Source organism: Dyadobacter sp. 676 (assembly GCF_040448675.1).
GTDB lineage: Bacteria > Bacteroidota > Bacteroidia > Cytophagales > Spirosomataceae > Dyadobacter.
Genome location: NZ_CP159289.1, coordinates 2,620,543 through 2,634,777 on the forward strand (window position 1 = coordinate 2,620,543; position 14,235 = coordinate 2,634,777).

The 14,235-nt window shown below is 51.4% G+C and carries 12 protein-coding genes; 7 read left to right on the top strand and 5 right to left on the bottom strand.

Annotation, left to right across the window (positions count from 1 at the left end):
* Positions 1-74 precede the first annotated feature (74 nt).
* The 6 genes from ABV298_RS11700 to ABV298_RS11725 all read left to right on the top strand — a co-directional run bounded on the left by ABV298_RS11700 (position 75) and on the right by ABV298_RS11725 (position 8,622).
* Complete coding sequence (locus ABV298_RS11700; protein WP_353722283.1) at positions 75-1,748, top strand: IPT/TIG domain-containing protein; 1,674 nt, start codon at positions 75-77, stop codon at positions 1,746-1,748.
* A 218-nt stretch (positions 1,749-1,966) separates the two neighbouring features.
* Positions 1,967-2,593: a HupE/UreJ family protein gene (locus tag ABV298_RS11705; RefSeq protein ID WP_353722284.1), complete on the top strand. Its 627-nt coding sequence runs from the start codon at positions 1,967-1,969 to the stop codon at positions 2,591-2,593.
* 27 nt (positions 2,594-2,620) lie between these two features.
* The gene (locus ABV298_RS11710) at positions 2,621-5,002 is read left to right on the top strand and encodes a M1 family metallopeptidase (protein WP_353722285.1); all 2,382 of its coding nucleotides are present in this window, start codon (positions 2,621-2,623) and stop codon (positions 5,000-5,002) included.
* A 176-nt stretch (positions 5,003-5,178) separates the two neighbouring features.
* Positions 5,179-5,364 carry a hypothetical protein gene (locus ABV298_RS11715; RefSeq protein ID WP_353722286.1) on the top strand — a complete coding sequence of 62 codons (186 nt, stop codon included), beginning with the start codon at positions 5,179-5,181 and terminating at the stop codon, positions 5,362-5,364.
* 10 nt (positions 5,365-5,374) lie between these two features.
* Entirely contained in the window at positions 5,375-6,322 is a 948-nt protein-coding gene (locus ABV298_RS11720; protein ID WP_353722287.1) for a D-2-hydroxyacid dehydrogenase, read from the top strand.
* A 134-nt stretch (positions 6,323-6,456) separates the two neighbouring features.
* A complete protein-coding gene (locus tag ABV298_RS11725; RefSeq protein ID WP_353722288.1) occupies positions 6,457-8,622 on the top strand; it encodes a glycosyltransferase family 39 protein in 2,166 nt (721 codons plus the stop codon).
* Between the two features lie 84 nt (positions 8,623-8,706).
* Here the strand turns inward: ABV298_RS11725 and ABV298_RS11730 are convergent, their stop codons facing one another.
* From ABV298_RS11730 to ABV298_RS11750, 5 genes are all read right to left on the bottom strand, one after another.
* Positions 8,707-9,174, bottom strand: a complete 468-nt coding sequence (locus ABV298_RS11730) for an MEKHLA domain-containing protein (protein WP_353722289.1) — start codon at positions 9,172-9,174, stop codon at positions 8,707-8,709.
* A 9-nt stretch (positions 9,175-9,183) separates the two neighbouring features.
* On the bottom strand, positions 9,184-9,753 hold the full coding sequence (locus tag ABV298_RS11735; protein WP_353722290.1) for a thiamine pyrophosphate-dependent enzyme: 570 nt from the start codon (positions 9,751-9,753) through the stop codon (positions 9,184-9,186).
* Positions 9,644-10,948: a thiamine pyrophosphate-binding protein gene (locus tag ABV298_RS11740; protein ID WP_353722291.1), complete on the bottom strand. Its 1,305-nt coding sequence runs from the start codon at positions 10,946-10,948 to the stop codon at positions 9,644-9,646. The genes ABV298_RS11735 and ABV298_RS11740 overlap by 110 nt, the downstream gene beginning before the upstream one ends.
* A 325-nt stretch (positions 10,949-11,273) precedes the next feature.
* Complete coding sequence (locus tag ABV298_RS11745) at positions 11,274-12,989, bottom strand: GMC family oxidoreductase (RefSeq protein ID WP_353722292.1); 1,716 nt, start codon at positions 12,987-12,989, stop codon at positions 11,274-11,276.
* Positions 12,990-13,002: 13 nt separating this feature from the next.
* Positions 13,003-13,611, bottom strand: a complete 609-nt coding sequence (locus tag ABV298_RS11750; RefSeq protein ID WP_353722293.1) for a gluconate 2-dehydrogenase subunit 3 family protein — start codon at positions 13,609-13,611, stop codon at positions 13,003-13,005.
* A 194-nt stretch (positions 13,612-13,805) separates the two neighbouring features.
* Here ABV298_RS11750 and ABV298_RS11755 point away from each other — a divergent pair, with 194 nt between their 5' ends.
* Positions 13,806-14,231: an EthD family reductase gene (locus tag ABV298_RS11755; protein ID WP_353722294.1), complete on the top strand. Its 426-nt coding sequence runs from the start codon at positions 13,806-13,808 to the stop codon at positions 14,229-14,231.
* Positions 14,232-14,235: the final 4 nt, after the last annotated feature.

Below are 14,235 nucleotides of genomic sequence, written 5' to 3' on the forward strand. Positions count from 1 at the left end.
GCAGCACCACCATACCGGATAAATACAGTAACAGCTCAATAAACCATCCAATTGCAAACAAACTTGAATTCACTATGATTAGCTTAAAAAACAAATTGTATTCATTGCTCCTTCTGGCAGGCCTGGTTGCAGGCATGTCGGCTTGCGACAACGACGACGAGCCCGACACAACGCCGCAGCCGGAATTGACTGTTACCGCTATCACTCCGTCTTCCGGGCCGGTAGGGACTAAAGTGACGATTACCGGTACGAAGTTTGACCCTACTCCGGCAAACAATACCGTGTTGTTCAATACCACGCAGGCAACCGTGACCGCAGCGACCGCGACTTCACTGGAAGTGACCGTTCCTGCTGGCGCTACCAATGGGGTAATATCCGTAACGGTAGGTGGCGTAACTGCGAAAAGCACGACAAGCTTCACAGTGTCCGATCGTACAACTGTTGAAGTTAGCGGTGAAATCAAAGCTAACACTACCTGGACAAAAGACAAGCTTTATATCCTGAAAGGCTTTGTTTATGTGACAGCGGGCACTACCCTGACCATCGAAAAAGGAACCATCATTAAAGGCGCGGGCAAAGAAGAGGACCCTAACGCATCCGGAAAAGGTGGCGCTTTGATTGTGGAAGCAGGTGCCAAACTGATGGCCATCGGTACCCCCGAAGAGCCTATCGTATTTACTTCTGCCAAGGATCCCGGCAAACGCAGCTACGGCGACTGGGGTGGTGTAGTATTGATTGGTAAAGCTCCCAATAACCGTCCGGCCTCCACTGCATTCGAAGGTGGTATCCGCGGAACGATCGGTGCAGGAACGGATGCCAACGACAACTCGGGAACACTTCAGTACGTTCGTATCGAGTTTGCGGGTATTGCATTGAGTGCAACGCCTAACTCCGAAATCAATGGTTTGACGCTCTACTCGGTAGGTGCGGGCACCGTAATCGACCACGTACAGGTTTCTTATTCCGGCGACGACTCCTACGAATGGTTTGGCGGAACGGTAAATGCTAAAAACCTCATCGCATTCCGCGGTTACGACGATGACTTCGACACCGACTGGGGCTTTACCGGTAAAGTTCAGTATGCGCTTTCACTTCGTGATCCCCAGTTTGCTGACCAGTCGGCTTCCAACGGTTTCGAATCGGATAACTATAATCCGGGAGAACCTGCAACCGGCGCCAACAACGGTTTGCCTCTGACAGAACCCATTTTTGCCAATGTGAGCCACTTCGTAACCGACAAAACACCGTCCACCGCTCAGGCTCCTCAGGGAACCGGACCATATCAGTCGGCGATGCACCTTCGCAGAAACACTGCGATCAGCATTCTTAACTCGGTTTTCGTTGGTTCGCCGGAAGGCCTTCGTTTGGATGGTACTGCAACCGGAACCTGGAAAAACGCCCAGGACGGCAAACTCGACCTGAGAGGCATCGTATTGTCGAACAACCTGACTCCTGTTGTTGGTAAAGGTGAAATAACAAACGATCAGGCTACTACCTATTTCAATACTGCCGCACGCAAGAACGAAATAAAAGACCTGGCTTCCCTGTTGTTGAACAGTGCAAATTTCAACCTGACTGCTCCTAACTTCCTGCCGCAAGCCACTTCTCCTTTGTTGAGCGGGTCGACCTGGGAAGGCAAAGGTACAGATGCATTCTTCACAAAAGAGACCTTCAGAGGTGCATTCGGAACTACCGACTGGACCAAAGGATGGGCTAACTGGGATCCGCAAAATACGATCTACAAATAAGCTTCTTCAAAAATCTTATATAATTGGTGTCAGAATTTGGAAAGGCCGGAAGCAGATGCTTCCGGTCTTTTTCGTTGCATTGCCGTAAAAGTTCAATGTCGTACGTAGCTTTTTCACCAGATTGTTGATTTGCACCGTTGAAAGAGATATCTTCGGGTTTATCTATTTTGTCTTGACAACTAAAATTGTCGGGTTTCACCTGTCCTAACCCTAGTTTAATGTCCGAGTTCCAGGCTTACCTCCAATTAGGTTTCAACCACATCACAGATTCCAACGGTTATGATCACATCCTCTTCATCATGGCAATCTGCTCGGTCTACACGCTGATAGACTGGAAAAAAGTAATCGTCCTCGTTACCGCATTCACGGCGGGCCATTCCATCACGCTGGCGCTATCCACACTCGGCTATGTGGCCGTCGATCCCGACTGGATAGAGCTGCTGATCCCGATCACGATCCTGATCACCGCCTTTCTGAATTTCTTCTATAAAATTCCGAAAGGCCCGTATGCGCCCAGGGAAAAACAACCCGCGTTAAGGTACCCGCTCGCATTGGGTTTCGGATTGATCCACGGACTGGGTTTCTCGAACTACCTGAGAGCGCTGCTGGGCAAGGAGGCGGATATCTTCAATCCGCTGCTTGGATTTAATGTAGGGCTCGAATTGGGGCAACTCATCATCGTGTTTATTATATTAGTCATTGCGTTCGTGATAATCGAGCTGATGAAGGTCCCGAAACCAAGCTGGATACAGATATTATCCGGCATCATTTTCGGCATGGCCCTCTCGCTGATCCTGAACAACGAACTATTCCGCACACTCACAGGCATGGCCACCGACTCATGACAACCAACTATTTATGACCAACCAATTATGAAAAAAGCGCTGCTCCCGTTACTATTTCTTCTGCTGGCACTCAGTGGCATGGCACAGCAATTACCCACTTCACCCAACTATCAGGCCAACGATCGTTTTGAACAATTGGGTACCGTTTTGCCCACTCCCAATACTTACCGGACCGCTTCCGGTGCTCCCGGTAAAGAGTACTGGCAACAACGTGCCGACTACGATATCAAAGCCGAACTGGACGACGAAAACCGCCGTATCATCGGAACCGAAACCATTACTTTCTTCAACAATTCCCCGGACGACCTGAAATACATTTGGATGCAGCTCGACCAGAACCTGTTCAAAAAGGACGGCATAGCGGCCATGTCGCGTACGGGCACTATCAGTGAAAAAGGCATGAGTACGGCGCAGCTGGCGGCATTGAACACCGGCCGCGGCTCGTCGCTGGATCCGGCGGTCGAATATGGTTACAATATCACCGCGGTAAAGGACAAGGCGGGCAAGGCGTTGCCGCACACCATTAACGGTACCATGATGCGCATTGACCTCCCGGCCGTCATGAAGCCTGGCACAAGCTTCGTATTCAGTGTGGACTGGAATTATAACATCACGGAATATTACGGCCGCAGCGGTTACGAGTATTTTCCCAAAGACGGTAATTACAACTACTTCATCGCGCACTGGTTCCCGCGCATGGCCCCGTACGACGACGTGAACGGCTGGAACCACAAGCAGTTTCTGGGCCAGGGCGAGTTTGCATTGATTTTTGGAAATTACAAAGTCGCCATCACCGTTCCCGCCGACCACATCGTGGCCGCCAGCGGCGAATGCCAGAATTATGCGCAGGTATTGACCGCCACTCAGAGACAACGCCTCAAACAAGCCGAAACTTCGAAAACACCCGTCATGATCGTGACGCAGACGGAAGCGGAAAAGGCTGAAAAACGCGAAAACAAAAATCCGGGCAAAAAAACCTGGATTTACAAGGCCGATAATGTGCGCGACTTCGCATTCGTAAGCAGCCGGAAGTTCATCTGGGACGCGATGCAGAGCGATGTTTACAAAAACGGCCGCAAGATCTGGTGTATGTCGGTTTACCCCAAGGAAGGCAACCCGCTTTGGGAGCAATACTCTACCCGCGCCGTGGAACATACCCTGAAATCCTACGGCGCACGCACCTTTGAATATCCTTACCCCGTTGCGATTTCATGCCATGCGGTAGCCGGCGGCGGTATGGAATACCCGATGATCAGCTTCAACGGCGGTCGCCCGGAGGAAGACGGAACTTACACCGAAGCGGTAAAATATGGCATGATCGGGGTGATCATCCACGAGGTAGGGCACAACTTCTTCCCCATGATCGTGAACTCCGACGAACGTCAATGGGCGTGGATGGACGAAGGTTTGAACACTTTCTGCCAGTACCTGGCCGAGAAAGAATGGGATTACAACTTCCCTACCCGGCGCGGAGAACCTAACCAGATTACGGAATATATGTCGTCGGACAAATCGGTGCTCAGCCCGATTATGGCTTCGGCGGAAAACGTCATCGGCCTCGGCCCCAATGCTTACGGCAAACCCGCAACCGCATTGAACATCCTCCGCGAAACCGTAATGGGCCGCGAGTTGTTCGACCACGCGTTTAAGGAATATGCCAACCGCTGGCGCTTCAAAAGCCCTACCCCGGCCGATTTCTTCCGCACCATGGAAGATGCCTCCGGCGTGGATCTCGATTGGTTCTGGAAAGGCTGGTTTTACGGTACCGAGCCTGTGGATCAGGATCTGGTGACGGTCGACTGGTTTAACATCGACACCCAGGACCCGGCTATCGAAAAGGAAATCGCCCGCCAGGAAGACGCCCGCAGGAAACTGACCATGAGTAAAATACAGGACGCCAAAACCAAAGACAAAACCGTTGTCGCGCAGGATTCGACCATGGCCGATTTCTACAACCGCTATGATCCGTTCAAGGTTACCGATGCCGATAAGCAGAAATACGAGCAATACCTGGCAACGCTGTCGGAAAGCGAGCGCCAGCTGATCCGGGACAATACCAATTTTTACACATTGTCTGTCAGAAACAAAGGGGGCTTGCCTATGCCCGTGATCGTGAAAATGGACTTTGAAGACGGTACCGATTCCGTGGCGGTATTCCCCGCAGAGATTTGGCGTTTCAACGATCAGCAGGTTAACAAGGTAATTTCCACCAGGAAAAAAGTCGTTCAATGGACGCTCGACCCCTACCAGCAAATCGCCGATATCGACACGGAGAATAACTCGTTCCCGCGCATCGCGAAACCAACCCGGTTCCAGATTTTCAAGCAGCAACAGCAGAAAAAAGCACCTAACCCCATGCAAATGCAGGGTACAGGTGCCGGAAAGATCAGTACAGACCCCAAAAATTAGCGTTATTCCGATAATCCTTAAAGCCCTTCCGAGCGTCATTCGGAGGGGCTTTTTTCATGTAAATTCAGAACAGAGTCTATGCAATTTCAAAGTAAGATTTATGTAATTTCAAAATTAACGTCATGTAAATTCAAAATAGGGTTCAAACTGCCACGAGGTCGATCTGCTGACTCAGAATGGCAAACCCGTATGATATTTTTGAAATCAAATCCACCCAAACCATTATGCCCGGGCATTTTGCAGGGCCTGATTATTTCAATGAGATCTCGGAGAACAGCACGGGCAAAAAAACTTTAATATATGGCGGTAGTATCAACCAGTCGCGAACGCAGTACATCGTAACAGGCTGGAAAAACATTTAAATATAAACTTATGAACATCGTAATTCTCGACGGATATACTTTGAACCCCGGCGACCAGGACTGGGCGCCCATTCGGAAGCTGGGAAACGTAACCATTTACGACCGCTCCGCGAAAGAAGAAATCGTTGGTCGCGCCCACGACGCGGAAATATTGCTGGTCAATAAAGTGGTGCTTTCGGCGGAGACGCTGGCGCAGCTGACGAAGGTCAAATATATCGGGGTGATGGCAACAGGCTTCAATAATATCGATATCGAAGCGGCCCGGAAACAAGGTATCACGGTAACGAATGTGAAAGCCTACGGCCCGGCGTCGGTTGCCCAGCAGACCTTCGCATTGCTGCTGGCCATTGTGAACCGCGTGGAAACGCATAGCCAGAGTGTGTTTGCGGGGGACTGGGTGGCTTCACCGGATTTTTGCTACTGGAAAACGCCGCTGAACGAGCTCGCAGGAAAAACAATGGGACTGATCGGGCTAGGCGATATCGGCTCTCAGGTGGCGAAGATCGCGCTGGCGTTCGGGATGAGCGTCATTGCACACAGGAAACATCCGGTGCCAATGGATAACATCGAAATGGTCTCGCTCGACGCTATTTTCACGCAAAGCGACGTAATCAGCCTGCATTGCCCGCTTACGGAAGAGACTCGGGAAATCATCAACCGGGAAAGCCTTTCTAAAATGAAGGCAGGGGCCATTATCCTGAATACCGGCCGTGGACCGCTCATCCACGAGGCCGATCTGGCCGATGCCCTGCGAAACGGCACAATCGCCGCGGCCGGCCTGGATGTGCTCTCCGTGGAGCCGCCAAAACCCGATAACCCGTTACTTTCCGCTCCGAACTGCGTGATCACACCGCATGTAGCCTGGGCGACTTTCGAGGCACGCCGGCGGTTGCTGCAAATGGTGGCCGGCAATCTGGAGAGTTTTCAGAAAGGCGCCCCGCAAAATGTAGTTTCGTAGGTCCTGATATGGAAAATCGGCGAATCAGGCACGTACACTAACAAATCCTGTTCGCCGCTCAAATAAACGCGTACCTTTACAGCGCCAAAACTGGCCTAGATTCTGATATTTCCTGGTTCGTTTTCAATTCACGTATGGGTATTTGTTTACTCCCGATTTCGTTTGCCTGTATTTTTACGATCTTTTTCCTGCGCTCTTCGGGAGCGGGAGTTTATACCAATCTGCGGCGGTCGCTCCTGCTGTCGCTTGTTACCAATGCATTTATTGTCTTTGCTTTTAACGAAACAGCCTCCTTTTTCAACGCAGTAAATACCACGTCGGCGCTCGCTTTCTGGACATTGGAGGCAATGGGCGTATCGGGATTGGTTTACTACCTGCATCGCTGGGGGAAAATAGACCTGGCCAGGCTCGGCGCGTTGAAAACTGCATTACGCCTGGACGGATTCGGTACAACACATCGAGCGGTGATTGTATTCGTGGTGTTGTTTTACATGCTGCCGCTGCTGTTCCTGGCGTTTTACGCCGCGCCCAACAACTTCGATACGCACATGTACCATTTGAACCGGATCCTGATCTGGACCTACAATGGCAACCTGGATCATTTTCCTACCATGCATTTGCAGCAGTTGTATCTCAATGTATTCGCGGAATATCTCGTGCTGGATACCGTACTGCTCGCCGGTTCCGATCAGTTTGCAGGGCTGATCCAGTACGGTGCATTCATAGGGTCGATCTGCGGGATCGGGCTGATCGCGAAAAAATTCGGACTGGGCAAGGATGGGCAATTGCTCGCCTCGATCTGCTTCCTCACGTTGCCGATCGGCATTTTTGAAAGCACCAGCACACAAGTGGACCTTTGCGCCTGTTTCTTTTTTATCGCATTCATTTATTTCGGTTTCGAATTGCTGGAACGCAAATCGGCGCTGGCCCTCGTGATGATGATGCAATCGCTCGCTTTCGGCGGCTTTTCCAAATACACCATCCTGATATTCGCCATTCCTTTCGCTGTCTATTTCGCCGTGCGGATACTGTGGCGATATCGCCTGGCCTACGCGGCGAAGGTGCTGGCGGTGGCGCTTGTGCTGATGGCCGTGACGTTTTCTCCTTTCTTTTATCGTAACTACGCCATTTTCGGGCACATCATGCATCCGCTCCGCGGCACGGTGTTCGCTTCCGAAGAACTGCCGGCCAATAAGCATTCGGTACTTTTTACATTGTCCAACGTAATCAAAAACGCAGGGTTGAACGTCGGCTTGCCCGTTACCAGCTTCAACCGCGCACTCGACGACAAAATCCGCTCGTTTCACCAGGCGATCGGCGTCGATATCGACGACCCGGATTTAAGTATCGACCCGTTTTCGGTGAAGTATTCCGTGCATGAGGACATGATACCGAACACGGTCCATTTCTGGCTTATTATCGCTGGGGGGATTTTGCTGCTTTTTGCGCCTCTGAATGCGGAGGTGAAATGGTTCTGGACCTGCTCGGCAATGGGTTTCCTGCTTTTTTGCACGTTAATGAAATTTCAGCTCTGGAGCACGCGCACGCAAATGCCGCTGTTTGCCATGGGCGCCATTATGGTAGCCTGCGTATACTCGCTGAAATTGCGGTGGGAAAGTATCTACCTGGTGATCTCCCTTCTGTTGCTATCCCTGCCGTTCGTATACGGTAATCCCAGCAAGGAGCTTGTTCCCATCAATTTCGTAACGCGGAAAGCATTGGGCCACATCCCGATTGCGATTTGCGAGAGCAACGCCGAGGCAGGCAAAATTTACCAAAAATACCTGAGCGACTATTACGAGTTCCCGGGCAAGGACAATTGTCACCCGTTGAAAGGCTGGCCGGACTATGCCGAAAGGCGGAAAGTCTTCGCACTGCTCGAAAAAGCGGGCTACTATGACCACGACCTTACATCCAATATCATTCACATGAAACGCGAGAGGGCCTATTTCCTGAGCAATCCGGATAATTACCTCAGTTATAAAAAACTGCTTCCCCACATCCCGGCCGACCGCAACGTAGGCGTAATGTTCCGCAGGAATGTGGGCTATTACCACTTCTGGAGCGCTACAAGCAATCGAATCGGGCGCGCCGGCCAGATGGATTATATCCGCTATATGAAGGAACTTTCCCCTCTCAAAAACGCACGGAGGGAATTTTGTTACGACTACATTCTTTCCGACGACCTGCCGCTCATTCATTCATCCGTTCCAAAAGAAAACATTGCCCACATTTATTCCAGCGAGCTGTTGTATCTGGTGAAACTTAAAAGGACGAGTTGCGAAAAGCATCTGTTCTAGTTATGGCAGCCCTTATTTTTGATTAATTTATCCAGGAATAATGAATTTACACTGGTCAAACACCTAATTTTAAATAACACTTTCTCAATACCATTCGGGACGCCGGTCCTTTTCAGTCCAGAAAAGCGCTGCCTGTCCCCAGATTTCTCCCGCCGCGCTTCGCAGTTGCCAGACGGCCCCGTCATAGATCATAAAACTGTTCCCGAACTTGTCGACCCTCGGGCCCGAATAGTTGTACACAATTCCGTCGCGGACGACAATCTCCAACATCGCGGCGCGCTGCGGCCGGTCCTGCGCGGAAGCACTCAGCCTGGAATGCACGGAAAGAATTTCGTCGGGCGAATATTTAAAACAAGACAAAGCATAATTGTTGGCATAAATGAAACATGGGTCCGCCTCCGCATTATGGGCCAATATCGCGTACGGCGCTTCCTCGTGAAGCCACCGATAGACATCCGAAATGCCCGGCGGTGCGTAAAGCGGCCTTCCGGCCAACTGGTGAAAGCAGTCGCTTATCTGCCTGATTGATATATCGTTTTGAACAGGTGCCATTGCGATTTTTTATAAATTTTTGAGACGCGGGTTCTTTCCTAAAACCTGGTTCGGGTCAACCGGCACTTCGATCAGCAGGGAACGGGACGATTTGTTGGTCGCTCTGTCCAGTGCCTCGTCCAGATTGCCAAGGTCCGGGGCCAGGCGTATCGCATCCCAGTTGTTCGCCCTGGCTATTCCGCAGTAATCAACCGCGTCGAGCCGGGAATGGTAATGTGCTGTTCCCACGTAAGGTAGAACCTTCCTTAATCCCTGTTCGACAATGCCAAACGTTTCGTTATTGAGCAGAAAAACGACCAATCCCAGGTTACTTACTTCCCCCAGCGAGCCGGAAAACAGGCGAAAGCAACCGTCGCCTGTGAACAGGAAAACCGGCCTTCGGGGCGCGGCGAGTTTTGCGCCTACGGCAACACCAAATGCGCCGCCCATTGCCGAACCACGGTAAAGGGAGTAAAAAAGGATATTGTTATTAGGCCGCTGGGTTACGTACTGGCGGTCCTTGTAAGCCAGACAGGTATCGTCGATTCCGATTGAGCCTTCGGGCCACCACCGGTCCAGCCGTTGATACAGCCCGGCCATATTTACGAAGTTCCCGTCGGCGCCCGCGAAAGGCAAATCGTTCAGGTCGGCGGGCGCTTTGTCCATAGGCACGTTGAAAAACGGACGTTCGCAGGCAGCGTCGATGAGCGTTTGCACCAGCAAGTCCAGGGGGGGCATTCAACTGATAGTACCTACCCGCGACGGCATGCCGCAGGCTGCTACCGACGAACCCGTATGCCTGAGGAATATTGCTGAGGTGAAATGTTACCGAAGCCGCTATCTTCCCGAAATTAACCGTGTACTCATCGGGACATGCGCCTATCATCAGCATTACGTCGTCCTCACCGAGTGAATTGTACAACGAAACCGCCCTGTCGTTCCCACCGAAAGAAATATAACCGTAACCGTAGGGATTTTCACGGCTAACGGCATTCGCGCCGTTGATACTCCATATGGTGGCCGCGCGGAGCGCTTCGCTGAGCCGGGTCGTCAGCGTACCGGCGCCGGGATATCTCGACATTTCTTCGCCAACAAAAATCACGACACGTTTGCCAGCGGTTTCCCGCCGGAATGTGGCCACGAACGCGCCTGAATGGAGATTCTCCCTCACCGGCCTCCTGGTAAGAGCGGGGGCGGGGTACCAGTCCATCTGGGCAGTACTTAGCCCCTCATTGTCTAAAACCAGTACCACGGGCTTCGAACGGTCCAATTGGTCTTTTGCCCGCGCGAGCTGATCGCTGATAGTCAACTTATTATCCAGCACAAACACCGAATCCGGCAACTCGGCCCGGAGCTGCGTCAGTATATTGCTGCCGTATTCGCTGGTATCCTGCAACGGGGCGAAGCCCGTCGTGCTTCTGTTTGAAACCGGAACGATATAGACAGCGGGAATATCGTGCAATTTCGCGTCGCTTAATCCGCAGCAGATGAGCTTCGTTGCGGCGCCTGTTGTGGCCACCGACACCGCGACCTTCCCGCTCGCCAGGTAATAGCCCAGCGGAATAAACCCTGCCGTATATTCGCCGATCGTCAGGAAAGAAGGAATTTCTGCACCTCCCTCATAGAGTGGGTCCAGGTATTTAAGCAGGTGGATAACTCCACCGCCGTTCACACCGGCATACAAATTGATCCCCCAGTCGCTGAGTGTATCGATGATAATCTGATAGCTATCCGGACCATATTGTTCTTCAAGGCTACTGATATAAGGGAAGGTTTCGCCTGCTTCAAGATTCATGATGTTGTTTTTGTTGAGTCAAATGTTGTTGCAAACCTCTGCCCATACCTGTGGCGGGCTGTTAAAAATTCTAAATCAGAGTGCGGTGGCCACCTGACTGTTTCTGATCGGTTCCGAATCGGTTGCGCACAAATGTAGAAATAGTTTGAGACATTATTTATCAAACTATTATTATTAAATGTGTAGATATTAGTCTACAAATATCTCTACTCCTACGTATTAGCTAAAAGTGGGGGTATGCTGGTACGACCTCAGTCATACCGCTGAAAGAAAAACAGAGAGGATTCCCGATTGGCCTTTTAAATCACGGCTTTCTCTTCCTTACTTATAAATTCTGCCGTTTTAACTCCGCCACGGCATAATCAGCCGCTCTGGCCGTCATGGCCATGTAGGTAATGGATGGGTTCACACAGGCGGAGGATACCATTGCCGCGCCATCGGTGACGAACACATTTTTGCAGGCATGCACCTGGTTGAATTTATTCAGCACGGAGTTTTTCGGGTCCTTACCCATACGTGCCGTGCCCATGTCGTGTATGCCCAGGCCCGGATGCGTGTCGGAGCGGTTAAACCCGGTAACATTCTTAAAACCGGCGACTTCGAGCATTTCCACGGCCGAGGCCATCATATCCTTGCGCATTGCCAGCTCGTTTTCACCGAATGCGGCGTCGAAAACGATCAACGGAATGCCCCATTTGTCTTTTTTGTCTTTGTCGAGGAACATCCGGTTAGACGGATCGGGCAGGATTTCCCCGAAGCCGCCGAATCCCATTGTCCAGGTGCCGGGACGCGACATATCCTCCTTGAAACTGGCGCCAAAACCATTCATCGTGATCCCCCGCTTCCAATCCGACTTGCTTGCGCCTCCCTGATATCCGTAGCCGCGCAGGAAGTCCTTTTTGTCGGTTCCCCAGTTCCTGAAACGCGGGATGTATAGTGCATTAGGCCTTTGGCCAAAAATATAGTCGTTTTCAAAGCCCTCGACCGTCGCATTCGCGCCCACGCCCAGGTGATGGTCCATGATATTCCTGCCCACCTGGTCGCTGTCGTTACCAAGCCCTGTGGGAAAACGGTTGGACTTCGAATTCAGCAAAAGCGCCGCGGTGTTCATCGAACCGGCATTCAGGAATATGATTTTCGCAAAAAACTCCTCTACGGCCATCGTATGCTGATTGATCACACGGACCCCTTTGGCGCGATGCGTTTTTTCGTCGTAAATAACCTCGCTGGCAATGGTATCGTGCAAGACCGTCAGTCTGTTCGTCTTGCGCGCTGCTGGTATGGAGCCCGACAATGAGCTATAATAACCACCATAAGGGCATCCACGGGCGCATTTGCTGCGATACTGGCACGACGCCCGCCCGAGATCCGTGTGCCAGGGCTGCGGCCTGGTGAGATTGGCGACGCGGCCGATCGTGACCGGCCGTTTCAGCTTTTTCATCATCGTCTCCCTGAAATACCGCTCCGGGGCGCTCATCGGCATCGCCGGCAGATAGTGGCCGTCCGGCAAAACTTCCCAGCCCTCGGCCTGACCGCTGATACCGACAAACTTTTCGACATGCGTATACCAGGGTTCCAGGTCCTCATACCGGATCGGCCAGTCGATGGCGATGCCTTCTTTCGCATTCGCCTCGAAATCCTGCCGGTTCATCCGGTACGATTGCCGGCCCCAGTGCATCGACTTCCCGCCTGTATGATATGCCCTGATCCAGTCGAAAGGGCGTTTTTCTATATAGGGGTTCTGTTTATCGTCGGTAAAGAACGGACCGGTTTCCTCATTGGCCAGCGTCCCGAAACGGTTGTTCGCCCAATATTCTTCTGCCGAATGGATCGACACCCTTCCCCTGTGCTCAAACTCCCACGGGCCTTTCGTGGCTGTGTCGTAATCTTCGATGTGCTTCACTTCGCGTCCGCGCTCGATCATCAGCACCTGCAGGCCTTTTTCGGTCAATTCTTTGGCGGCCATTCCGCCCGTCATTCCCGAACCGACCACAATCGCGTCGAATGTATGTGCTTTATCCGATTTTAAATTCAAGTTCATGGTGAGCTGGCGGCTAGTATGCGAAAGATTTCTGATTGGGCTTCATTTGGATCATTTCCAGCTTTCCGGGAATCGGGACGTATTCAAAGGACGATTTGATCCCTTGCTCGGAAGTGAAGTAACCCAGCATCGTGAGCTCCTTTATCAACCGCCAGAACGGTAATCCTTTCGCCTGCGCCGCCATCTGCTCGCGGTCTTCATTATCCCCCATTTTGGTCTGCTGTACCTGATAGGCTTTCATTTCCTCGACGGAATCGTTCTCGACCTGCTTCAAGACTGTCGTTTTTTGCTCCGTATTCAGGTTCAGGAATTGCTTCTTTTCCAGATTACCCAGTCCTTCCAGAAAACTCTTGTGCTCGGGTGTTTTATAACAATCCTGCAACATCATCACGATGAACGCCGGAACGCCCACATCCTTCGCGCCGGGTGTCGCCGTCTTTGGAATGATCATTTCAGCCACCTCCGCGACGATCAGCTTTTGGTTTTCGGTCAAAGTAAAATCCGTCCCAAAAGACGGAGACTGCTCATAGTCTTCCCACCGTTTCATGGCCAGCAAAGTCGGTGCGGAAAACGCCCCTCCGAGCATGGCCGCAACCTGTGTAATAGCAGTTCTTCTGTTCATTGATCCGTTCCGGCGGGGATGATTGAGTAAAATGCAAAGCGAACGACCTTAAAAGCTTCGCGTTCCTGACGTTTACCCATATTGGTCCAAGCTAAATCTCCCGCCCGGCCCTGGACCCCGAATGCGCTACAATGTAATTTATTGCATATATTTCAAGACAATTCAGACATTCTAAAACCTAAAATCAGCTAGTCATGAAGTTCAAACTCATTTTATCGCTTTTGCTTTTGACCACTTGTTTTGTCGCGTTCAGTGGGGAAAAGCAATCCGGAAAACCTGAAACACACGCCAATGCCGAGGAAAAAGGCCTAATTAAAATATCCGTCATGTACCCTTATGCCGAGGGCAAGACCTTCAATATGGAGTATTACGAGACGAAGCACATGCCCATGGTGGCCGGTTATTTGGGCTCGAACCTGGTAAAGTACACCATTGAAAAGGGCCTTTCCAGCGGTATCCCGAACCAACCCCTGCCTTATATGGCGATCGGCACGTTCTATGTAAAAAATTTGAGTGAATACCAAAAAGCCCTTGCTCCAAACAGGGACGCCATCCGGGCGGACTTTGCGAATTATACTGATGTAGTGCCGGTGATTTTGGTGAGCGAGGTGGTACGGTAGCTTT